A 22818-nucleotide genomic window follows, 5' to 3' on the forward strand; every position below is an offset into this window, starting at 1 on the left:
GCCGTCCTCAATCCGCCCGGACCCTCGGCACCGCGGCCGCGAGGCCATGCCGCCGCGCCTTTTCCCGCTGGGCCGGCTCGAGCGCGTAACCCGCGCCGATCAGGCTGTCGACCGTAACCAGCTCGGCCAGCTCCGCCTCCGTCATCCCCTCCGTTCCGGCGGGGCGCTCCGGCAGAACGAAATAGCGCACGTCCGAGGTGCTGTCGTAGACCCGGATCTCCTTCTCGGGCGGGATCTGCAACCCGAACATCTCCGCCAGACAGGCGCGCGGATTTTCCACGATCCGGGCGCGGTAGCTCTCGTGCTTGTACCACCACGGGGTATCGCCGAGGATATCGTAGGGATAACAGGAACATAACGTGCACACGACCACGTTGTGCACCCGCTCGGTGTTCTCCACCACGCACAGCTTCGCCACCTTTCCCTGGTGCACTCCCATGTCCCGCAGCGCCGTCCGCCCGGTCGTCAACAAAGCGCGCTTGAACTCCGGATCGCTCCATGCCTTGGCGACGATGACGCCCCCGGCCCACGGCCGATCCTCGTGAAGCTGCTTCCACCGCCGCTCCAGCTCCTCGCGGGTCGCCCAGCCGCGTTGAATCAACGCCTGGACGAAGACCTCGAGCAGCTCCTGGTAGTCCCTCAGGTCCCGCTCCAGCTCGGCCATACGCTGTTCCAGGGTGCCGCCATGCTCTTTTTTGCGGATCTTGAAGAAGTCGTCGTAATCGCCGCGCTCCTTGCGGTTGTCCTCGACAACCACGTCCATGCTCTCGACCGCCTGGGCGGAGACCAGCGCGATTCCCTTGACGTACTCGTCGAGCCGCTCTTCCAGATGGCGCACCCGGGCCTCGATATTGTCCCCCTGCGGCCTGGCGATCCCGAAAAACCTCGCCCCGTTCTCCAGGCCGGACCTCGCCTTGAGCAGGTCGTAAAAGGTGACCGCGCCGCGCCGTATGAGATGGATGACGCGCGGCTCGAGCCGCTTGGTCCGGTAGTACTCGAGATCCTCCTCGACCGCACGAACGTGCGCCTCGAAATCGTGCATGTGCCCTTCGAACGGCCTGTGGCTGTGTTTTCCCGACATCGGCCCTCCGCGCGTGCACGCGACCCCCGGTCGGCGCGCTTCATGTGTCGTTTCAACCCGGGAAATACCGCGGTCCGACGGTGCCGCGAGAGGCTATTTAAGCACGTAAGGAATCTGCTTCGGCCCGTAGCCCTGCCAGTAACGGTTCGTCTCGGGATCGTAGCGGCCCTGGAGAAAGCTGCCCGCCTTTTCGGCGCGCACGATGAGCGCCACGGTCCTCTCGTCGCCGCTTTCCTCGGCATGGATCTGGTAAGGCGGGACGAGATCGATCTTCCCCGGGCCGACCGTCATGGTGGCGGTCCGGCGGATCAGCGCGTAATCGGGCTTCGAGCCGTCGTCGAGTCGCTCGTAGCGCTCGATCGTCTCGGTGCCGTCGAGCACGCCATAAAGCGTCCAGTTGTGCGCGTGGTCGTGGATCTGCGTGCGGCTGCGCGGCGCCTTGATCAGACCGTTGATCACGAACTTGTACTCAGGGTCCTCGTAGAAGAGCAGGTTCTCCGCCCGCTCCCCTCCCTGCGAGCAGCTCGGCCAGCTCCTGGATTGCTCGCGGACGGAGCCGTCGGCGAGCAGCTCCGCGAGGAGGGGGATCATCGATTCCCAGCGTCTGGCCGCGTCGGGCTCGCGCGCAAACAGCGCCCGCGCGGACGCGATGAATTTCTGGACGGCGCTCTGCGGTCCGGTCATGGCGGCCTCCGGAAAGGCGGCAGGTCCCTTTTAATCCCGCTTCCCGGGCGCCGTCAAGCGGAAGCTATGTCCCGTGCGCCCAGGAAGAGAGGTAGGCTTTTTGATCCGCCGTCAGCCGATCGATGCGGATCCCCATGGAGGCGAGCTTCAGCGTCGCCACCCAGTTTTCGACCGAGCTCGGCACCTCGTAAACCCGCGGGGTGAGCTTTTCGCGATTTTTCACCGCCCATTCGGCGGCCAGCGCCTGGGTGGCGAAGCTCATGTCCATGACCGAGGCGGGATGGCCTTCTGCCGCGGCGAGGTTCACGAGCCGGCCCTCGCCGATCAGATAGATCTTCCTGCCCCCGGGCAGAACGTAGGCGTCGACGCAGTTGCGCACCCCCTTGTCGACCCTGACCGAGAGCCTCTTGAGGGCCTTGAGGTCGATCTCGATATCGAAGTGGCCCGAGTTGCAGACCACCGCGCCGTCTTTCATGAGCTTGAGGTGTTCCTCGGCGATCACGTGCTTGTCGCCGGTGAGCGTGATGAAAAGATCGCCCACCCTCGCCGCCTCCTTCATGGTCATGACCTCGAAGCCGTCCATCGCCGCCTCGAGCGCGCGAATCGGGTCCACCTCGGTAACGATCACCTTGGCGCCCATGCCGCGGGCCCGCGCCGCCACGCCTTTACCGCACCATCCGTAGCCCGCCACGACGACCCGTTTGCCGGCGATCAGCATGTCGGTGGCCCGCACGATCCCGTCGATCGTGGACTGGCCGGTGCCGTAACGGTTGTCGAACAGATGCTTGGTGGCGGCGTCGTTCACCGCGATGACCGGGATCTTGAGCGCGCCGTCGGCCGCGAGAGCGCGAAGCCGGATCACCCCGGTCGTCGTCTCCTCCATGCTCGCCACCAGATTCGGGGCCAGCTCCGCGTACTCGGTATGGAGCAGCGACACCAGATCCGCACCGTCATCCATCGTGATCACCGGCCTGTGCTCGAGCGCGGCGCGGAGGTGGCGGTAGTAGGTCTTGTGATCCTCTCCCTTGATCGCGAAGACCGGAATCCGATCGTAGCGCACGAGGGCGGCGGCCACGTCGTCCTGCGTCGACAGCGGATTGGAGGCGCAGAGCACGACGTCGGCGCCCCCCGCTTTCAACGTCTGCGCCAGGTTGGCGGTTTCCGCGGTCACGTGCAGGCAGGCCGAAAAACGCATTCCCCGCAGCGGCCGCTCTTTCAGAAACCGCTGGCGCACCCGCTGCAGAACGGGCATATCCTGAGCGGCCCAGAGCACGCGCTTGCGCCCCCCGGGGGCCAGACGAATATCCTTGATGTCGTAGTTCTTTCCCGCCATCGAGTCGCGTTCCTCTCCTTCCCCGCATCAAATCCGCGCCGCTGCCTTCTTGAGCTCTTCCACGCGGTCGGTTTTTTCCCAGGTGAAGTGGCCGTCCTCCGGCGTACGGCCGAAATGGCCGTACGCGGCCGTAGCGCGGTAGATCGGCCGCTTGAGCTCGAGGGTCTGGATGATGCCCTTCGGCCGGAGATCGAAGTGCTCCTGAACGATCCGGGCGAGCTTGACTTCCGGGATGACGCCGGTCCCGAAGGTGTCCACGAGCACGGATACCGGCTCGGCGACGCCGATGACGTAGGCGAGCTGCACCTCGCATCGGGTCGCAAGCTCGGCGGCGACGATGTTCTTGGCGACGTAGCGTGCCATGTAAGCGGCGCTCCGGTCGACCTTGGAAGGGTCTTTTCCGGAAAATGCGCCGCCCCCGTGTCGCCCCATCCCGCCGTAGGTGTCGACAATGATCTTTCTCCCCGTAAGCCCGCAGTCGCCCTGCGGCCCGCCGATGACGAATCGCCCGGTCGGGTTGACGTGATAGACGGTGTTCTTGTCGAGGTATTCGGGAGGAATGACCGCCTTGATGACCGCCTCGATGATCGTCTCCTTCAGCTTGTGGTATTCGACGTCCGGGCTGTGCTGCGTCGAGATCACCACGCTCTGCACCCTCACGGGCCTGCCGTCGCGGTACTCGACGGTCACCTGAGACTTGCTGTCGGGACGGAGAAAATAGGCCTCGCCGCCTTTGCGGATCTTCGCCAGATACCGCACCAGATCGTGGGCCATCTGGATGGGAAGCGGCATGAACTCGGGCGTCTCGTCGCAGGCATACCCGAACATCATGCCCTGATCTCCGGCCCCCTGCTCCTTGTACAGCCCCTCGCCCTCGGTGACCCCCTGGGCGATGTCCGGCGACTGCTGCTCCACCGCGGTCAGCACGGCACAGGTGTTGCCGTCGAACCCCATGGAGGAATCGGTGTAGCCGATGTCGCGGACGACCTCGCGGGCGATCTCCGCGTAGCTGACCTTGGCCTTGCTGGTGATCTCGCCGGCGATGACGATCATTCCGGTCTTGGCGAGCGCTTCGCACGCCACCCGGCTGTCGGGGTCTCCGGCGAGATGCGCGTCGAGGATCGCATCCGAGACCTGGTCGCACAGCTTGTCGGGATGGCCTTCCGAAACCGATTCCGAGGTAAAAAGAAAATCTTTGCCCGCCATGCGACCACCTCCGGCGAAGTTCCAGGTCGAAAAAGAATCAGTTTTCTATAACGGATACCGAGGGGGGAATCAACCTTACTCCGGCTCGTTGAACCGCCTCTCGATCAGCTTCTCGATCGCTTTCACCGCCTGCTCGGCGTCCTCCCCGACCGCCTCGATCAGAATCTTGCTTCCCTGAGTGGCGGCCAGTGTCAGCACTCCCATGATGCTGCGGCCGTCGGCGGTCTGGCCGTCCTTGGTGAGGGTCACGCGCGACGCGAAGCGGTTGACGGTCTGCACCAGGAGCGCGGCCGCCCGCGCGTGCAGCCCCAGCTTGTTCTTGATCTCGACCTTCCGGGCGACCCTGGCCACGGCCTACTTCTCGATGTCGCGGTGCTTGACCAGAATCCGGAACCGCTCGCTCTCCAGGCGCCGCTGCAGCTCCTCCACGAGCACCACCGAGCGGTGCCGGCCGCCGGTGCAACCGAGCGCGATCGTCAGGCTGCTTTTCCCCTCGCGCTCGTAGAGCGGCAAGGCGAATTCCAGCAGAGCGACGAGCCGCTCGAGGAAAACCTGCGCCTCGTCCACCCTCATGACGTAGCTGCCGACCTCCGCTTCGAGACCGTGGCGCGACTTGAGCTCCTGAACGAAGTAGGGATTCGGCAGAAAGCGCACGTCGAAGACGATGTCGGCGTCGTGGGGAACGCCGTACTTGTAGCCGAACGATGTGAGGAACACCGCCATGCGCCGTTCCGCGAGGGTCGCGCAGAACTGCCGTTCCATTTCACGCTTGAGCTCGTGAACATTCAGCTCGCTGGTGTCGATCACGCGATCGGCGATCTCCCGCATGCCTTCGAGCGCCTTGCGCTCGCGGACGATCCCCTCCCGGATCGGATCGCCGCCGGCGAGCGGATGCGGTCGGCGCGTCTCGCTGAAGCGGCGCAGGAGCACCTCGTCCGACGCGTCGAGAAAAACCACCTCCACGCGGTGGCCGGCCGCGCGCATCTGCGCCCGCACTTCGGGCCACGACTCGAGGAACCGCCCGCCGCGCAGGTCGACACCCAGCGCGACGCGCCGGATCTCCTCGCGGCCCTGGCAGAGCTCGAGAAATTTCGGGATCAGCAGCGGCGGGAGATTATCGATGCAAAAGAAACCGTTGTCCTCGAGGGCTCGAATAGCGATGGTCTTGCCCGAACCCGAGAGCCCCGTGACGACGACGATATCGAACCCATCGGCCATACCGCTCAAAACTTCTGGTCTTCCTCCGCGATCATGGCGAAGATCTCCTTGCCGTTGTTCGCCCGCAGCAGTCGCTCCCGGAAGGCGGTGTCCTTGAGCAGGCGGGAAATCCTCGCCAGCGCCTTGAGATGGTCGGCGGCGGCGTGCTCGGGGGCGATCAGCACGAAAAACAGATGCGTCGGCCTCCCGTCGAGGGAGGCGAAGTCGATTCCCCGCAGGCTGCGCGCGAAGATCCCCACGACGCGCTCGACGCCCGGCAGCTTCCCGTGCGGGATCGCCACGCCTTCCCCGATCGCCGTGGTGCTGATCCTTTCCCGCTCCCTGAGCACGCGCAGTACCTGCTCCGCGTCGAGCCCCGGCTCGCAGGCGGCGAGCCGCTCGGCCATTTCCTTCAGAGCCGCCTCCTTCTCTTCGCTCTGGAGGGCCGGAATGATGCGCTCGGCGGACAGAAAGTCGGTGATCTTCAATCCTGCGCGTTTCTCCTTCGCTCGAGTTTAATCTTTTCCTTGTGCTTCTGGACCTGGCGCCCGACCTTGCCCATCAACAGATCGATCGCGGAGTAGAGGTCGTCGGTTTCTTCCCTGCCGTGAATCGTCAGGCCGCGGGAACGAAGCTCGATCTCCGCGAAATGGCGCTGCTTGGCGTCGACCGAGAGCACGACGTGCGCCTCGACCGGCCGGTCGGAGAACTTGCCGAGCCGGTGAACCTTCGCTTCCACGTAACGCTTCAGGGCATCGGTTGGCGCCGTGTGGCGAAAAGTTACCGACACTTTGACGTCCGCCATTCGCCGGAGCCTCGAGGGGTCCTATTTACGGTAATAGGGCTGGCGGCGCTTGGACGACGGGAGGATACCCATCGCCTCCCGGTACTTGGCCACCGTGCGGCGGGCGATGTCGATCGACTCGCGCGCCAGCAGCTCGGCGATATGCTGATCGCTGTACGGGCGCCGCGGGTCTTCGGAGGCCACGATGCTGCGGATCTTCTCCTTGACGCTCTCGCTCGCGACGTCTTCACCGTTGCCGCCCTTCAATCCGCTCTGGAAGAAGAACTTCAGCTCGAACAGCCCCTGCGGCGTGTGGACGTATTTGTTGGCCGTCGCCCGGCTCACCGTCGACTCGTGCATGTGGATGTCCTCGGCCACGTCGCGAAGCACCATCGGCTTGAGGTGGCTCACGCCGTGCTCGAGGAACTCCTGCTGGAACTTGAAGATGCTCTGGGTCACCCGATAGAGCGTCTGCTGGCGCTGCTGGATGCTCTTGATCAGCCATGTGGCCGCCCGCACCTTCTCCTGGAGGTATTGGCGCGCCTGCTCCTCCTCGACTCCTTCCTGTCCCGCCATCCGCCGGTACAGCGAGCTGACGCGCAGGCGGGGAACACCGTCGTCATTCAGATAGATGACGTACTCGCCACCGATCTTCTCCACGAACACGTCCGGAAGCACGGTTCGCACTTCCTCCTGCTCGAAGCCGCGCGACGGCTTCGGCTCCAGCGAGGCGATGACGTGCGCCGCGGCGGCGATCTCGTCGATGGTTGCCCCCAGCTCGCGGGCGAGCTTTTCGTAGCGCCGGGACTCGAGATGACCGAGATGATCGGCCACGATCCGCGCCGCCAGGCTGTCGCCCAGCTCGAGGTTCTGGAGCTGCACCAGGAGGCACTCGCGCAGATCGCGCGCCGCCACCCCGACCGGATCGAACAGCTGGATGCGCTTGAGCACCGCTTCGACTTCTTCCGGTGTTGCTCCGGTGACGCGGGAGATCTCGTCGAGCGACAGCGCGAGGTAGCCGTTTTCGTCCAGGTTGCCGATGATGTAGAGCCCGATCGCCTCTTCGCGCTCCGAGATCTTGGAAAGCCGCAGCTGCCAGATGAGGTGATCCTCCAGCGAGGTCTTCTTCGTCAGGCTGTTTTCCCAGGAAGGAGGGCCGTCGCCGTCGTCGCCGCCCGCCTCCGCGGTGAGCGACCCGTGGATGGCGTTGGAGTGCGTGTCCAGGTACTCTTCCCAGTCCAGCGTCCCGATCTTGTCGACCGCCGAGAGCTCGCGATTGGCGACCGGCTCCGGGGCCGGCGCGGAGATTTCCGGCGGCGCCTCGTTCGGCGACTGCTCCCCGGTCTCCGGCTCCTCGGACGTCGCTTCCTCCAGCGCCGGATTCTCCTGCAACTCCTTCAGCACCATTTCTTCCAGTTCGATCCGGGACAGCTGCAGGAGCTTGATCGCCTGCTGGAGCTGGGGCGTCATCACCAGCTGCTGGGCGAGCTTCTGAACTTGGCGGATCTCCAGAGCCATGGCTAGAACTTGAAGCCTTCTCCCAAGTAGAATTTCCGCGCCTTGTCGCTCGACGCGATCTTTTCCGGCGTTCCCTCCTCCAGGATCATGCCGTCGTTCAGGATGTAGGCGCGGTCGCAGATTCCGAGGGTCTCGCGCACGTTGTGGTCCGTGATCAGGACCCCGATGCCGCTCGCGACCAATCGACGGATGATACCCTGAATGTCGGTCACGGCAATCGGATCCACGCCGGTGAACGGCTCGTCGAGGAGCATGAAGTAGGGCGACAGCACCAGGGCCCTCGCGATCTCCAGCCGGCGCCGTTCCCCTCCGGAAAGGGTGAAGGCCTTGTGCTTGGCCAGGTGCGTCAACCCGAGCAGCCGCATCAGTGCGGTGCAGCGCTCCAGCTGCTCCTCGGAGCCGAGGTCGAGGGTCTGCAGAATGGCGAAAAGGTTTTCCTCCACGCTCAACCGGCGAAAGACCGACGGTTCCTGCGGCAGATAGCTGATACCGGCGCGCGCCCGCTGGTAAATGGGCAGCGCCGTCAGGTCCTCGTCGTTCAGCAGGACCTTGCCTTCGTCGGGATGCACCAGACCGACCATGATGTGAAACGTCGTCGTTTTTCCGGCTCCGTTGGGACCGAGCAGGCCGACGATTTCGCCGCCTTTGACTTCGAGGTTCACTCCGTTGACCACGCGACGACCGTTGTACGATTTCGCGACCGCCTCCGCCTTAAGGACGCTCATCGCTGCTTGCTGTCGGATCCGGCGTCGGATCTGTCCTGTTTTTGCAGCTCCTCCGGGAAGATGGTCGCCCGGACCCTGGTTTGATCCTTGCCCTCGGCCACCGCGCGGTCCTGCTCGATGTAATAGATGATGCGCGTGCCGCTCACCTGACTGTTGCCCTGCCGCATCACCGGATTGCCCGTGAGCGTGACGGTCTTGGCCTTTTCGTCGAAGACCGCTTTCTCCCCCGTTGCGACTCGATTTCCCTGCATCGCCCGAACGTTTCCTTCGGCCACGATCTGCCTCATCTGCTTCATTTCGGGATCGTAGTAGGCCGTCAAGGTCTCGCTCCGCATCGTCATGTCGGCCTGCACGGTCACCACCCTGCCCCTGTAAGTAATGGTATTCTTTTTCTGATCGACTTCCATCCAGTCGGAGGTGATGTAGATGGGATCCTTTTTGTTGAACTCGAAGGCGCCGGTGGTGCCGCTCTTGCTCTTGCCCTCGTCCTTCGCCGACGCGCCCGACGCGGAGTGGGCGGAGAACGCGGCCGACAGGCAAGCCGCGAGCACGAGGAGTTTCAGGCTCGAAGCGTTCATGGCAGGGCTCAACTGCCGCTCGTCCGGGACCGCCTGGCGAGCTTTTCGGGCTCGATCCGGGTTTTCACGCTGCGCAACAGGCGCACCTTGCGGTTTTCCAACTCGACCTCCATCAATGTCCCCTGGAGCTCCAGGCCGTCGCCGACCAGCATCACCTTCCCCGGCAGGACGATCTGGTCTTTAGCCGGCAGATAGACCGCCTCCTCCGACGTCAGCGTGTAGCCCTGATAGCTCACGCGGATGCTGCCCTGGAGCTGCATCCGCTCGAGCTCCGTTTCGTTGAGGAACAGGTGGCCTTCCTCTCCCATCGCTTCCGCGACCTCGCCTTTGGAATCGTAGAAGTAAAATCGCGGACGCTTCACGAACGCTCTTTTCTGTTCCTTCGAGTAGCTCGCTTCCTCGCCGAAGAGCTCCCAGCGCTTGCGGCCTTCCTCGATCTTCGCCCGGTGGAACTCCTTGATGCGCAGCGCCGATTCGGGCAGATAGTCCAGAGCCTTGATGGGGTTTTTTCGGATCTCGCGAACCCTGTTGGCGACCATGGTCTCAAACACCTTGTACGTCACGCCCCCGAGAGAGACGAAGATCGCCAGGACCAGAAGGGCTCGTCTAAACTTTCGCATCGCCCGAGCTTCCAAACCACGCCAAAAATACCATTCTTTCCGAGTCGTGTAAAGAAACAGGCATGAAATTTGCTTTGCCTAGAGATAGCTCGCTACTACTTGCCGCCACTTTCCCTGGGCTTTGAGCAGCAATTCCGCGATCTCCCGGACCGCGCCTCTTCCCCCTCCCGCCCGAGTCACGTAGTCGGCCGCCTTCAGCACCTCCCCGGACGCGTCGGCGACGGCGATCGCCAGCCCGCAGCGACGCAAGATCCCGAGATCCATGAGATCATCACCGGCGCACGCGATCTCCGCGTCCCGCAGCCCGCTCGCCGCCTTGATTTCCCGGTAAGCATCGAGCTTTGTCGCCACTCCCTGGCGCACCAGCGCTACCCCCAGCTCCCGCGCGCGTTGGGAGACGATCGCCGAGGAGCGCGAGGTGACGAAGCCCACCTCGATTCCGGACCTTTTCAAGAGCACGATTCCCAGCCCGTCGCGGACGTCGAATTCCTTGGTTTCCGTCCCGCGGCTGTCGAAAATGATCCGGCCGTCGGTAAGGACCCCGTCAACGTCGACCAGCAGCAGCTTGATCTTTCGAGCCTTGTTGCGGACGGCGGCGGAGATTCGTTTCACGGAGCGTTTGCGATTCCCGCTTTGACCAGATCGTGCAGATGAATCAACCCTGCCGGCTTGCGGTTACCCTCTTCCAGGACGAACAGGGAAGTGATCATGTATTTCTCCATGATCTCCACGGCCTCGGCGGCCAGCGCGTCCCGCACGATGGTTTTCGGACTCCGGGTCATCAGGTCGGCGGCCTTAAGCTCAAAGATCCTGTCGTGCTTCTGCAGCCCGCGTCGCAAGTCGCCGTCGGTGATCACCCCGACCAGCTTTCCGCCGCCGTCCACCACTCCCGTCACGCCCAACCGCTTGGAGGTGATCTCGAAAAGCGCCTCCTTCATCTCGGTATCTTCGCGCACCAGGGGCAGCTCTTCGCCCCGGTGCATGAGGTCGCCCACCCTGAGCAAGAGCTTGCGGCCGAGAATCCCGCCCGGGTGGCGCAGCGCGAAGTCTTCCTCGTTGAAACCGTTCAACTCCAGCAGCACCACGGCCAGCGCATCGCCCATCGCGAGGGCGGCCGTGGTGCTGGCGGTGGGCGCCAGCCCCAGCGGGCAGGCTTCTTCTCTCACCCCCACGTTCAACACCACGTCGGCGGCCTTCGCGAGGGTCGAATCCGGCTTGCCGGTCATGGCGATCATCTTGAGCCCGAATCGCCTGAAGTGCGGAAGCAGCATCAGGATTTCCGGGGTCTCGCCGCTGTTGGAGACCGCAAGCACGATGTCGTCCTTCGTGATCATGCCGAGATCGCCGTGCACCCCGTCGCCGGAGTGGACGAAGAAGGCCGGAGTCCCCGTGCTCGCCAGCGTCGCCGCGATCTTGCGGCAGACCAGCCCCGATTTTCCGACGCCGGTGACGACCACCTTGCCGCGGCGCGCGCGCAGCAGCTCGACCGCGCGCACGAAGCTCTCGTCGAGCCGCCCGGCAATGCCGAGGATTCCCTCCGATTCGGTCCGCAGGACGCGCCGGGCGCGCTCTACGATCCGTGCCGCCTCATCGGTCATGCCGGCCTCACCAGACGATCGATTTCCTTGACTGTGCGCAGCAGAGGCTCGAACTCCGCGAGCGGCAGCGAGTTCGGTCCGTCGCTCAGCGCGCGGTCGGGATCTTCGTGGACTTCCATGAACAGCGCGTCGACGCCGACGGCCGCCCCCGCCCGCGCCAGAGGAGAGATGTACTTTCGTTCCCCGCCCGAAGAGCTTCCGAGCCCGCCGGGAAGCTGCAAGCTGTGCGTGGCGTCCAGAACCACCGGATAGCCGAATTCGCGCAGAATCACCAGCGAGCGCATGTCCGAAACAAGGTTGTTGTACCCGAACGAGACGCCCCGCTCGGTCAAAAGGATCTGCTCGTTGCCGGTCGAGACAATCTTCTCGACCACGTTGCGCACGTCCCAAGGGGCGAGGAACTGCCCCTTCTTGACGTTCACCACCCTGCCCGAGCGGGCCACCGCGAGGACGAAGTCCGTCTGCCGGCACAGGAACGCGGGAATCTGCAGGATGTCCGCGACCTCGGCCGCCGGCCCGATCTGGTCTCTCTCGTGAACGTCGGTCAGCACCGGGACGCCGATCTCCCGCTTCACTTCGGCGAGGATCTCCAGGCCACGCTCGAGCCCGGGCCCGCGATAGGAGGCGAGCGAGGAACGGTTCGCTTTATCGTAGGAAGACTTGAAGACGTAGGGGACGCCGGCCCGATCGGCCGCAGCCTTGAGCCGGGCGGCGTGCGCCAGCGCCGATTCCCTGCTCTCGATCACGCAAGGGCCCGCGATCACGACCAGGGGCCGGCCCGCGCCGATCTCGATCCCCCCCGCAATGACGTTTTTGCAGCCCATCGGGGAACAAGCGCGGCGCCTCTAGCTCCGCGCCACCTTGACTCGCGGCAGCTCGCGCACGGTTTGACGAGCCTGCAGCGCCGCTTTCACGAAGCCTTTGAACAACGGGTGGCAGTCCATCGGCCGGGACTTGAACTCGGGGTGGAACTGGCAGCCGAGAAACCACGGATGGTCTCTGAGCTCGATGATCTCGACGAGCTTGCCGTCCGGCGAGAGGCCGCTCAGCACCATGCCCTTGGCGGTGAATGGGTCGGCGTAGTCGTTGTTGAACTCGTAACGGTGGCGGTGGCGCTCGGAGATTCGCTTGCGACCGTAGAGCTTGAGCGCCAGCGAATCCTCCTGGAGGACGCAGGGATAGGCGCCGAGCCGCATCGTGCCGCCCTTCGCATCGAGGTTTTTCTGGGACTCCATCAGATGAATCACGGGGTGCGGGCTGGCGGGATCGAACTCGCTCGAGTTCGCTCCGGCAAGACCGCAGACGTTGCGCGCGAACTCGACGACCGCCATCTGCATCCCCAGACAGATGCCGAAAAACGGGATGCCGCGCTCGCGCGCGTAGCGGATCGCTTCGATCTTCCCTTCGCTGCCCCGGTCGCCGAATCCGCCCGGCACGAGGATGCCGTCCGCCTTGTCCAGCAGCGGCCCGGCTCCCAGCTCCTCGACCTTCTCCGCCTCGATGCCTTCGATCTCTACCCTGGCCTCGTTGGCGATCCCCCCGTGCACCAGCGCCTCGAAAAGACTCTTGTAGGACTCTTTCAGGCTCATGTACTTGCCGACGACCGCGATCCGCACCGAGGCCTTCGGGTTGTTCAGCACCTGGACGATTTTCTGCCATTTTTGCAGGTTCGGCGACCCCGTCCACATGTGGAGCTTCTCGACGATCTGCGCGTCGAGCCCCTCTTCGTGGAAGACCAGCGGGACCTCGTAGATCCACTCCACGTCCTTCGCCGTGATCACCGCCTCTTCCTGCACGTTGCAGAAATGCGCGATCTTGGCCTTGATCTTCCGGTCGAGCAAACGGTCGGTCCGGCACAGTAAAATGTCCGGTTGAATTCCCAGACCGGTAAGCTCCTTGACGCTGTGTTGCGTCGGCTTGGTTTTCAGCTCGCCGCCCCCCGTTATATAAGGAACCAGCGTCACATGAACGTACAGGACGTTTTCCCTGCCCCAGTCCCAGCCAAACTGCCGGATCGCTTCCAGGAAAGGCAGGCCTTCGATGTCGCCGACGGTTCCCCCGACCTCGCCGATGGCGACGTCGTAGCCTTCCGCGGCCGCCGTGATGCGCCGTTTGATTTCGTCCGTAATGTGAGGAATCACCTGGACGGTGCCCCCGAGGTAGTCGCCCCGGCGTTCCTTGGCGATCACGGTCTCGTAGATCTGTCCCGTCGTGCAGTTGTTGATCCGGCCCATCGGGGTCGAGACATAGCGTTCGTAATGGCCCAGATCGAGGTCGGTCTCGGCCCCGTCGTCGGTGACGTAAACCTCGCCGTGCTGGAACGGGCTCATCGTTCCGGGGTCGACGTTGATGTAGGGATCCATCTTGAGAAGGGTGACCTTGAGACCGCGGCTTTCGAGCAGCGCGCCGATCGAGGCGGACGCCAGCCCTTTGCCCAGCGAGGAGACCACCCCGCCCGTGACGAAGATGAACTTGGTTTTAACCCCGGCCATGGGCTCCTTTCAGAGATCGCCGTGAGTCGCGCCGCTGCGCCGCCCGCGTACGCCCGGCCGGCTCTCGAGCCTCCCGCCCCTCCCCGTCGGCGAGCTGCCGCAGGTAGTTTTCCGCCTTGATCAAGTCCTCCGGCGTGTCGACTTCCACGCACGATTCGCTCACTTCCGCGACGAAAATCCTCCGTCCGCCCCACAGCGCCCGCAGCTGCTCCAGGCCCTCTGCACGTTCGATCGGCGCGGGCCGGAGCCGGGCGAACTCGAGAAGGAACTCCCTCCGGTAAACGTAGAGACCGAGATGCCGGTATCCCCACACCTTCGCCGTGGCGCCCGGCCCCTTGCCGTCTTGCGAGACGTCGTTGCGCATGAAGGGAATCGGAGCGCGGGAAAAATAGAGGGCGAACCCCTCCGCATCCCTGACGACCTTGACGACATTGGGGTTGCGCCACTCGCTCTCGTCGCGGATCGGCGTGCAAACCGTTCCCATGAGAATCGACGGATCGCGCTGCAAGGGGCGAAGCGCGGCTGCGATCGTCTGCGGCCGGACGAAGGGGAGGTCACCCTGCACGTTCACCACCCAGCGCGCGCTCAGCTTGCGGGCTGCTTCCGCCAACCGATCGGTCCCGCTGGCGTGATCCCGGGAAGTGAGGACGACCTCGCCGCCGAAGCCGCGGACGGCCCGCTCGATCCTTCCGTCGTCCGTCGCAACCAGAACCCGACCCACGCCGCGGGCTCTGGAAACGCTTTCGTAGACGTGCTGGATCATCGGCTTGCCGGCGATTTCGGCCAGCGGTTTTCCCGGAAGACGAGTCGAGGCGAAGCGAGCCGGGATGATCGCCACGACCGCCGCGGCCTCGATCTTCGATGATGGGGGCTTGCGGCGAAGCGTCGTCAACGAGTTCCCGTGCCCCCAAAAACAAAAAACCGCAATGGCTTTTTGGCAAAGCGCATCACGGACTTTCACTATACCCCCGCCTCCCGGGAGTGTCAATCCGGAATTCGCCCGCGCGCGGCGCTTTTTTCGGAATGCGCGGTCGAGCCGACAAAGCGCGGAGCACCTCCCGCACAGCGAAGACGCAGGAACGCGAAACTGCAAAGCCGTTGTGCCTCGAGACGTCCGGCGCCGTCGAGCGCCGGTTTTCACCGGGCCTCCGGATCGATCCGTGCTCGGAGGACCAGCGCATCGTCTTCCCGGGGCCGGGGTTCCCTTCGCGCTCCGCCCGAATCGAAACGGGGGAATCCGGTTTTTGCTTCGCCCGCCCTGCCGAGCTTGACTCGCCATCGGCACCTCGTGATAGGAGATAGAATTGCGTTGGGGGGTGGCTGCGCATGGCCAATCCGGTTCGAATCGAAGCGGGCTTTGCCACGATCGGGCAGGGCGCCGGGCCTCTCATGGTTACCTGGAAAGCCGGTCTGTTCGAGAAACACGGGCTTGAGGTCCCGCGGCCGCGGCTGATGGGCGGCGCCAGGGCCGTGGTGCGCGGCTTGATGACCGGCGAGATCCAGTTCGGCAACCTGGCGGCCCCGGCTGCCTTGCGCGCGAACCTCGCGGGCGACGCGGATCTGGTGTTCCTCACAGGGGGAATCAACCAGCAATTCCTGATGGGAAGGCCCGGCATCGATAGCCGCACGCAGCTGGCGGGGAAAACAATCGGGTTCGTCGGCGACGGCGGCCTGAACGACGTTCTGGTGCGGTTCGTGATCGAAAAATTGAGCGCGGCCGGAATCGCCCCGGTCGACACGCGGACGATTCCGGCCGGCTCCCGCGCGAGCCTCGAAGCGGTGGTCGCCGGGCATTGCGACGCCGCGGTGATCACGCCGCCCGAAGCGCTCGAAGCGAAAAGACGGGGCTGCAGGTTTCTCGTCGATTTCGCCGAATACGGGTTGAACTACGCGCTCGGGGGCATCGCCGCGCGTCGCGCCACGGTCGAGCAACACCCAGAAATCGTCGCCCGCTTCGTCCGCGCCTACGTCGAGGGCATGCACCGCTACCGGACCGATCGGCCTTTCACCGTCGCGGTCCAGGCCGAGTACAGCGCTCTTTCCGATCGGACGATCGCCGAAGAAACCTACGATCTCACCCGGCCGGGGATGCCCGCGGTGCCGTATCCCTCCGTTCCCGCCCTGCAGACGGTGCTGGACTTCATCGCCCGGGAGCTGCCCGGGGCGATCGGCGCCGACGTCCGAAAGTTCGTCGACGACCGCTTCATCCGCGAGCTGGAACGTCACGGTTTTGTCGCCTCGCTGGACCGCAGCGAAGCCTGAGGAGACTCTCATGAAGAACGGAGCCCGTTTTCGCAAGCTGTTTTTCGGCGTCTGGTTTGCAATCTCTGCCCTGCTCCTCTCGGGCAGAGGCGGCGTCGAGGCCTCCGGGCACCTCGATCTGGACGCGGCCCGAAAGGAAGCGAGGGTCATGGTGTATTCCTCGATCTCGCTCGAGGATCTCACCATTCTCACCCGCGCGTTCCAGAAGCGCTATCCCGGAATCCAGGTCCAGAGCTACCGCGCCGGCAAGATCAAGCTCGCGCAGCGCATGGTGACCGAGGCGCGTGCGGGCAAGCATCAGTTTGACGTCCTGCTGTCGAGCGCGTTCACCACGCTGGAGATGAAGCTGCAAAAGCTCCTCGCGAGGTACGAATCCCCCGAACGCGCGCGTTATCGGCCCGAGCTCAAGGACGCGGAAGGCTTCTGGACCGCGGCGCAGATCAACACGATGTCGGTCAGCTACAATACCAGGCTCGTCAAACAGGACGAAGCGCCGCGCCGGTGGCGCGACTTGCTCCATCCGCGCTGGCGGGGAAAGATCGCGATCAACGGCAACCGGCCCGAGTGGTACATGGCGCTGCTCCAGGCGATGGGGGAAGAAGAGGGTCGGAGATATATGAAGACTCTGGCGGAGCAGAAGACGATCCCGGTGGAAAGCTCGACCCTGGCGGACGAGCTCCTCGGCGCCGGCGAATTCCCCCTCTATGCGAACGCCGCGCCGAGCAACGCCGAACGGATCAAGCGCAAGGGAGCCCCCGTGGACTGGGCGCGCATGGCCCCGCTGCCGACCTACCCGATCCTCGTCTCGGTTTCGGCCCACACCCGGGTCCCGAACGCCGCTCGGCTGATGGCGGATTTTTTGCTCTCCGAAGAAGGACAGAAGGTGCTGCGCGACATTCCCCGGATCCCGGCCCGGACCGGCATCGACGCGAACCCGCCCCACCTCTTGAAGGGCCAGGAGATTTTTTTCATGAACATCTCCGCGATGGCGGGAAAAGCGGACGATCAGGAGGAAGAGTTCCGCAGGACTTTCGGCTTGAGATAGGGCTGCGATCCGACCTACGGGAAAACGCCGTTGCCGCTTCTGGTCACCACCGCTGCGCTCCTCGTCGCTTACTTCGCTTTGACCCCGCTCTTCATCCTGGCGTACGGGAGCCTGAGCGACGCCCCGCCCGGCGTTGCGGGCACGCTGAGCTTCGGCAACTACGTTCGCGCCTACTCGGATCCGGAGTTCCTGCCGCTGGTCCGGAACACGCTGGAGTTCGCGACCGCGAGCTCCTTTGTTTCGTTCGCGCTCGGCTCCTACCTTGCCTGGATCTGCGAGCGAACCAACGCGCCGGCGCGTTCCTTCATCACCGCGGCGGTCCTCGTCCTGTTCATCGTGCCCGGGGTGCTGGAAACCGTCGCCTGGATCCTGCTGCTTTCGCCCCGGATCGGGTTGGTCAATCTCGTCGTCCGACAGCTGGCGGGCAGTGACGCCTTCTCGCTGAACATCTACTCGTTCACGGGAATGGTCTGGGCTGAATCGATGAACCTTTATCCCCTGGTCTTCCTGCTCATGTCGGCGGCGCTGAGATCCCAGGACGGGGCGATGGAGGAGGCGTCGCTCGCCTGCGGGGCGAGCAACTTCGCGACGCTCACCCGGATCACGCTCCGGCTGGTGACGCCGGCGATGGTTTCCGCGTTCCTCATCACCTTCGTTCGCGCCGTCGAGGCGTTCGAGGTCCCCGCGCTGATCGGAGCGCGCGCGGGCGTTTTCGTTCTGACCACCAAGATCTACGGGGCCCTCCAGAGGCTTCGTCCCCAGTACGGCGTTGCCGGCGCGTACGCGATGATCCTTCTTGCGATCAGCTCGGCCGGAGTGTTTTGCTACTACCGGCTGACCAAGATGGCCGAGCGCTACGCGACGATCACCGGGAAAGGCTATCGCCCCCGCCGGGTGGATCTGGGAGCCTGGAAATATCCGAACGCGTGTCTTGCGCTCGCCGTCGTCGGGTTGACCGCGGTTCTGCCGGTCGTGAACCTGGTCTGGTCTTCCCTCACTCCCTATCTCTCCGTGCCGAGCCTGGAGATGTTGCCGCACCTGTCGCTCAAGAGCTACTCGGAACTGGCCGGACTGCCTTTTGCGCGCCGCGCGTTTCTCAACAGCGCCCTGCTCTCCTTCCTGAGCGCTTCGAGCGTCATGCTGTTGACTTCCGTCGTCGCCTGGGTGACGGTCAAGTCCAGGATGCGGGCCCGGTTCCTGCTCGACAACCTCGCGTTCCTCCCCATCGCGATACCCGGACTCGTGCTGGGCGTGAGCCTGCTGGTTCTCTATCTGACGCTCCCCGTTCCCGTGTACGGCACGCTGTGGATTCTCTTCATCGCATACGTCACCAAGTACCTGCCCTACGGTATCCGGGCCGCTTCCGCATCCATGATTCAGATCGGCCGCGAGCTGGAGGAGGCCTCGACGGCCAGCGGGGCGGTGTGGCGGCAGACGTTCGTCAGAATCGTCCTGCCGCTGCTGATGCCCGGTTTCGTGGCCGGCTGGATTTACATCGCCGTGGTTTCCCTGCGCGAGCTTTCAACCTCGATCCTGCTCTACACCCAGGAGAGCATGGTCCTTTCGGTGCTGGTCTTTGACCTCTGGGAGTCGGGCCTGTACAGCAATGTCGCCGCTCTCGGGGTCCTCATGGTGTTGTTCCTGGTCGCGATCGCCTGGATCGCGCGCCGCATCGGGGCGCGCGTCGGCTCCGTCGACTGAAGTAGCGATCAAGGAGGAGAGTCCCCATGCCTGCGTCTTACGGCTGGAGAGCGAAGATCGGAAAGCTCAACCCGACGGTCATCGCAAGCACGTTTGTCTACGAGTTCTACAAGGTCGCTCCGCCAGGGGTCATGCTATTGACTCGAAACCTCTCGGTCAGGGACGTAAGGAACCCGGCCGACCTCGACGCCTCCCTCGCTGCCGTGGAGGAAGCGGTTAAGGAGCTCAGGCGGGCCGGGGCCGACCTGATCCTCGGGGCGGGCATCCCGGTTTTGCTCTCCGGCGGACCGCAGGGGCCGGAAACGGTCCTCAAGCGGCTCGCCGACCTCTCGGGGCTGCCTGCCATCACGACGCTTTCGTCCGCGATCGATGCGTTTCACGCCCTTGGCGTCAAGCGCCTGGCGATCGCCACCGCCTACGGCAAGCCTGAACTGGGGGAGAAGCTCGCCGCCTACGTCAGACAGCGGGGATTCGAGGTTGCCGGGCTCTCGACCGTCGAAACCGGGCTCGCGTCGATCGAAAAGCCGAACCTCGATTTCAGCTACGTCTACCGCTACGGCAAGAAGGTCTTCCGGGAAGCGGACCGCCCCGACGTTTTGTACCTGCCGTCGAGCTCGTGGCCGACCGTGGAATACGTCGAGTACCTGGAGCGCGACCTCGGAGCGCCGGTGATCAGCAGCGCTCTGGCGACCCTGTGGAATTGTTTCAGGGTGCTCGGCATCCACGATCCGATTCGGGGCTACGGGAGGCTCTTCGACACGCTGTGAAATACCAGCTCGGCGGAGGAGCAAGGGATCGGTGGACGGCGTAACGGCCGACGAACGGAGATCCTTCGCTCGTCGGGCGCGCCGGCGGTGAGTCGATCGTTTTCATCGAGTCCACGATAGGAACCCGGCAGGAGGTCTGTCATGCGCATCATGTTTCTCAATCACTCGTACAAACGCCATTCCCCGGCGCTGGAATCCCATATTCTGAAGCTGCTGTACAGTTACGCTTCGCCGGGCACCGAGTTCGAGCTCGCCTATCCCGAGGACCTCGGCGGCGGCGAGGTTCTCTCTCTCCTCGAAGAACGCAAAGCTCTGTCCGGCCTCCATCACATTCTCGAAACCCCGGCCCTGGTGAAAAAAGCGATCGAGGCCGAGCGCCTCGGTTTCGACGCGGTGATTCAGAGCAATACCTTCGATCCCGGCGTCGAGGCCAGTCGGCTCGCGGTTCGCATCCCGGTGGTCGGCCTTCTCCGGGCGTCGCTCCACTTCGCGGCCTCCCTGTGCGATCGTTTCGGCGTGATCGTCCCGCTGCAGACCCACATCCCCCACACCCTGCGCCTGGTGCAGAGCTACGGCATGTCCGCCTTTCTCTCCGGCATCAGGACCGTGAACCTCTACGATACCGGCGACCTCTCCGCGTACCACGATACCGTGATCGAGCGCACCCTGGCGGCGGCGCGAGAGCTGATCGCCGAAGGCGCGCAGGCGATCCTGCCGCTCGGAGGAAAAATCTACCCCTACGTGGTCGAGCCCCGCGAGCTCGAGCCGGAGCTCGGGGTACCGGTCATCAACACCAAAGCGGTCGGCGTGCGCTTTGCCGAGCTATTGGTGGTCACGAAGTGCACGCACAGCGCCAAAGCCTACCCGTGGTCCGCCGGCATCACGCCCGACGCGATCTCCCGGCGCTCGCGCGATTGACCGCGGCGTACCGATCTTCGGAAAGGCGAACGAGGAGGCCAAAAATGATCATCGACGGCGACGGGCACCTGTTCGAAACCGAAGAGATTTTCGCCGAGCACATGGAGCCGGAGTTCAGGAACTACCGCCCCAGGCTGATCCGCGACGATCGCGGCTACAATTTCTGGGTGGTCGACGGCCAGACCTCGTACAAGCGCCCTTCGGTGAAGGGAGCCGGCGCGCCCGGAACGGCCGCGCCGCCGGGCCCGGCGATTCAGCAGGCGCGGCGCGCCTCGGTCGGAAGCCAGACGCTGTCGAATCTCAAAGAAAGGCTGGAGGACCTCGACCGGGAGGGAATCGACGTGCAGGTCCTGTACCCCAGTTTTCTGCTGCACGTCAATGCATGGCCCGACGGGATCCTGGCGAACGCCGTCTGCCGCGCCTACAACACGTGGCTCGCAAAGGTTTGCCGGCAGGCCCCGGATCGGCTCCGCGGCGTGGGCGTGGTCTCGCTGCAGGACCCCGAAGGGGCAGCCAGGGAAGCGGCGCGAATCAAGGAGCTTGGGATGTCGGCCGTCATGATCAACGGCACCGCGGGCGCCAGGCGCCTGGACCATGCGGACCACGACCCTTTTTTCGCCGAGGCGGATCGGCTGAAGCTTCCGATCGCGGTCCATTTCAGCCTCCAGTTCCCGGTTCTCGACCGCCTTTTCGAGCACCACTTCCCCAACCGGGTGCTGGCGGGCATCGTCCCGATCATGGCCGGCCTCACCAGCGTGCTCTGCTCCGGCCTCCTCGATCGCTACCCCAACCTTACTTTCGCATTCCTCGAAGGCGGTATCGGCTGGATTCCCGCTCACGTCGAACGCATGGACGACCACTTCGAGAATCCGCGGTACGGCGCCCGGGACCTGATCAGCCGGCCGCCGAGTGAATACCTCGCCACGCGGCGGATCTTTTTCGGTTGCGAAGGCGACGAGAAGTCCCTGGGTCGAGTTCTTCGGGAAGTCGGCGAGGACCTGTTCATCTACTCGTCGGATTACCCGCACGCCGACCGGACCCAGGGCACCGCCCGTTTTCTCGAACGACGCGACGATCTCGAGCCCGCCGCGCGCCGAAAGCTGCTCGAGGAAAACGCCCGCTCTTTCTACGGGATCTGAAAGCGCTCGGGCTTGCCCGCAAGCTCCCTCCATGCGGTTTCGCTCGCGCTCGCTCGAGCGTGCCGGAGCGTCGCTTCAAGCGGTTGTTTTTACAAGGAAAAACTTACCTTGATTTCGCGCAGGGGGTTCTTTAGAATTTTTTCATCGGCTGCGCGGGCGGATCGGGTTTCCGGTGTGTGCGTGAAAGGAAGGAGGAGCGGAGATGGACCTGCCGAGATGCCAGAAATGCAACAACGGGGTCTTGATCCCCCTGTCGGATTACGGGCAGGACGGCGCCGCGGTGATCTTCAAGGCCTGGGCGTGCACCAACCCCGAATGCGGCTTTTCTCTCCGTGTCGACAAGGGCGAGGTGACCTACGGCAAGAAAATCGAGCCCAAGCACTGAGCCCTCGCTCGCCGGCTTCGACGCGGCCTCCCGGTCTCAGGCCGCAATGCTGCGATTGAAGCTCTGAATCGCCCGCCCGAACAGTTCGCACCCCCTCCTCAAAGCTTCCACGCACTTGTTCTGGGTTTCGGCGTCCTTGGCGTACCGCCGAAGAACCTCGGGCGCGAGCCACTCGTGGCCTTCTTCCTCGGCCAAAAGCGTATCGCGGTAGATCGCCGCCGTCTCGGGATCGACCGGCTGCACGCGCTCGATGAACGACCTCGAGGTGCGCGGGAAGAACTCCTCGTGGCCGTATTGCACGCTCGCGAACAGCTCGCAGAAGCTGCCGAGCGAGGCGTGAAAATTCCACAGCTCCTCGAGCTCTCTGAAAGGCTGGTTCCACAGCGCGTCGGGGTCTCCCCCGAGCTCGCTGATCCTCCGGCGCAGGATGGCGGCGTGCCTGAGCTCGTTGCCGACGTAGTCCGAGAGCGCCCGCTGCAGCTCGAGGTCCGGGAGCCGCGCGATCCACGGCGCGCTCACCTCGGCCGCACGCCGCTCCATCACGAAACCGAACTGGAGCCGGCGCAACACGACCGCCGGGGTGAGCGGCTTTTCCGCTCCGTAGCTCTTGCGCTCCACGGCCATCTTTTCCCAGAAAGCCTCGCGCTCCTGCTCGAGTCGCTTGAGAAAATTTTCAGGGCTCAGGGTTTCCATTTTCCACCTCCGCGGCGGCGGCGAAAAGATTGACACGGGGAATATTTTGGGCTTTAACAATACAACATTTTCGGACTCTGTAAAGGCCGCGA

The 22818-nt window shown here is 64.3% G+C and carries 24 protein-coding genes and 1 pseudogene; 7 read left to right on the plus strand and 18 right to left on the minus strand.

Annotated elements, in window-relative coordinates; translation table 11 throughout:
- Positions 1-7: 7 nt before the first annotated feature.
- From VNN77_02800 to kdsB, 17 genes and pseudogenes are all read right to left on the minus strand, one after another.
- Complete coding sequence (locus VNN77_02800) at positions 8-1081, minus strand: nitrile hydratase subunit alpha (GenBank protein HXG50317.1); 1074 nt, start codon at positions 1079-1081, stop codon at positions 8-10.
- A 93-nt stretch (positions 1082-1174) separates the two neighbouring features.
- Positions 1175-1765 carry a hypothetical protein gene (locus VNN77_02805; protein ID HXG50318.1) on the minus strand — a complete coding sequence of 197 codons (591 nt, stop codon included), beginning with the start codon at positions 1763-1765 and terminating at the stop codon, positions 1175-1177.
- A gap of 64 nt (positions 1766-1829) precedes the next feature.
- Entirely contained in the window at positions 1830-3098 is a 1269-nt protein-coding gene (gene ahcY / locus VNN77_02810) for an adenosylhomocysteinase (GenBank protein ID HXG50319.1), read from the minus strand.
- A gap of 27 nt (positions 3099-3125) precedes the next feature.
- Entirely contained in the window at positions 3126-4304 is a 1179-nt protein-coding gene (gene metK / locus VNN77_02815) for a methionine adenosyltransferase (GenBank protein ID HXG50320.1), read from the minus strand.
- A gap of 75 nt (positions 4305-4379) precedes the next feature.
- On the minus strand, positions 4380-4655 hold the full coding sequence (locus VNN77_02820; GenBank protein HXG50321.1) for an HPr family phosphocarrier protein: 276 nt from the start codon (positions 4653-4655) through the stop codon (positions 4380-4382).
- Positions 4656-4658: 3 nt separating this feature from the next.
- Complete coding sequence (gene rapZ, locus VNN77_02825) at positions 4659-5522, minus strand: RNase adapter RapZ (GenBank protein HXG50322.1); 864 nt, start codon at positions 5520-5522, stop codon at positions 4659-4661.
- Positions 5523-5527: 5 nt separating this feature from the next.
- Positions 5528-5989, minus strand: coding sequence for a PTS sugar transporter subunit IIA (locus VNN77_02830; GenBank protein HXG50323.1), 462 nt, complete (start codon positions 5987-5989; stop codon positions 5528-5530).
- The gene (gene raiA / locus VNN77_02835; GenBank protein HXG50324.1) at positions 5986-6306 is read right to left on the minus strand and encodes a ribosome-associated translation inhibitor RaiA; all 321 of its coding nucleotides are present in this window, start codon (positions 6304-6306) and stop codon (positions 5986-5988) included. The genes VNN77_02830 and raiA overlap by 4 nt, the downstream gene beginning before the upstream one ends.
- A gap of 21 nt (positions 6307-6327) precedes the next feature.
- Complete coding sequence (rpoN, locus tag VNN77_02840) at positions 6328-7803, minus strand: RNA polymerase factor sigma-54 (GenBank protein ID HXG50325.1); 1476 nt, start codon at positions 7801-7803, stop codon at positions 6328-6330.
- 2 nt (positions 7804-7805) lie between these two features.
- Entirely contained in the window at positions 7806-8528 is a 723-nt protein-coding gene (lptB, locus tag VNN77_02845) for an LPS export ABC transporter ATP-binding protein (protein ID HXG50326.1), read from the minus strand.
- The gene (gene lptA / locus VNN77_02850) at positions 8525-9106 is read right to left on the minus strand and encodes a lipopolysaccharide transport periplasmic protein LptA (protein HXG50327.1); all 582 of its coding nucleotides are present in this window, start codon (positions 9104-9106) and stop codon (positions 8525-8527) included. Before lptA ends, lptB begins: the two co-directional genes overlap by 4 nt.
- 8 nt (positions 9107-9114) lie before the next feature.
- Positions 9115-9726: an LPS export ABC transporter periplasmic protein LptC gene (lptC, locus tag VNN77_02855; protein ID HXG50328.1), complete on the minus strand. Its 612-nt coding sequence runs from the start codon at positions 9724-9726 to the stop codon at positions 9115-9117.
- 78 nt (positions 9727-9804) lie between these two features.
- Positions 9805-10338 carry an HAD hydrolase family protein gene (locus VNN77_02860; protein HXG50329.1) on the minus strand — a complete coding sequence of 178 codons (534 nt, stop codon included), beginning with the start codon at positions 10336-10338 and terminating at the stop codon, positions 9805-9807.
- Positions 10335-11324, minus strand: coding sequence for a KpsF/GutQ family sugar-phosphate isomerase (locus tag VNN77_02865; GenBank protein ID HXG50330.1), 990 nt, complete (start codon positions 11322-11324; stop codon positions 10335-10337). The genes VNN77_02860 and VNN77_02865 overlap by 4 nt, the downstream gene beginning before the upstream one ends.
- Entirely contained in the window at positions 11321-12148 is an 828-nt protein-coding gene (kdsA, locus tag VNN77_02870; GenBank protein ID HXG50331.1) for a 3-deoxy-8-phosphooctulonate synthase, read from the minus strand. The genes VNN77_02865 and kdsA overlap by 4 nt, the downstream gene beginning before the upstream one ends.
- A 21-nt stretch (positions 12149-12169) precedes the next feature.
- Entirely contained in the window at positions 12170-13816 is a 1647-nt protein-coding gene (locus VNN77_02875; GenBank protein ID HXG50332.1) for a CTP synthase, read from the minus strand.
- Positions 13817-13907: 91 nt separating this feature from the next.
- Positions 13908-14672: pseudogene (gene kdsB / locus VNN77_02880) on the minus strand (3-deoxy-manno-octulosonate cytidylyltransferase).
- Positions 14673-15142: 470 nt separating this feature from the next.
- On the opposite strand from kdsB, the gene VNN77_02885 reads away from it, so the two are divergent.
- The 7 genes from VNN77_02885 (at position 15143) to VNN77_02915 (ending at position 22033) form a co-directional block, all read left to right on the plus strand.
- On the plus strand, positions 15143-16078 hold the full coding sequence (locus VNN77_02885) for an ABC transporter substrate-binding protein (GenBank protein HXG50333.1): 936 nt from the start codon (positions 15143-15145) through the stop codon (positions 16076-16078).
- A gap of 10 nt (positions 16079-16088) precedes the next feature.
- The gene (locus tag VNN77_02890) at positions 16089-17123 is read left to right on the plus strand and encodes an extracellular solute-binding protein (GenBank protein HXG50334.1); all 1035 of its coding nucleotides are present in this window, start codon (positions 16089-16091) and stop codon (positions 17121-17123) included.
- A gap of 30 nt (positions 17124-17153) precedes the next feature.
- Complete coding sequence (locus VNN77_02895; protein HXG50335.1) at positions 17154-18824, plus strand: iron ABC transporter permease; 1671 nt, start codon at positions 17154-17156, stop codon at positions 18822-18824.
- A 26-nt stretch (positions 18825-18850) separates the two neighbouring features.
- Positions 18851-19591 (plus strand): hypothetical protein, encoded by a 741-nt coding sequence (locus tag VNN77_02900; GenBank protein HXG50336.1) that lies wholly within the window; start codon positions 18851-18853, stop codon positions 19589-19591.
- A gap of 141 nt (positions 19592-19732) precedes the next feature.
- On the plus strand, positions 19733-20509 hold the full coding sequence (locus VNN77_02905) for an aspartate/glutamate racemase family protein (protein HXG50337.1): 777 nt from the start codon (positions 19733-19735) through the stop codon (positions 20507-20509).
- A gap of 44 nt (positions 20510-20553) precedes the next feature.
- A complete protein-coding gene (locus VNN77_02910) occupies positions 20554-21648 on the plus strand; it encodes an amidohydrolase family protein (GenBank protein ID HXG50338.1) in 1095 nt (364 codons plus the stop codon).
- A 202-nt stretch (positions 21649-21850) separates the two neighbouring features.
- Positions 21851-22033 (plus strand): hypothetical protein, encoded by a 183-nt coding sequence (locus VNN77_02915; GenBank protein HXG50339.1) that lies wholly within the window; start codon positions 21851-21853, stop codon positions 22031-22033.
- Positions 22034-22069: 36 nt separating this feature from the next.
- Here VNN77_02915 and VNN77_02920 read toward each other — a convergent pair whose 3' ends face one another.
- Positions 22070-22726 (minus strand): hypothetical protein, encoded by a 657-nt coding sequence (locus tag VNN77_02920; GenBank protein ID HXG50340.1) that lies wholly within the window; start codon positions 22724-22726, stop codon positions 22070-22072.
- Positions 22727-22818 lie beyond the last annotated feature (92 nt).

This window comes from Candidatus Zixiibacteriota bacterium, from assembly GCA_035574315.1.
In the GTDB taxonomy this organism is placed as follows: Bacteria; Desulfobacterota; Binatia; order UBA9968; family UBA9968; genus DATLYW01.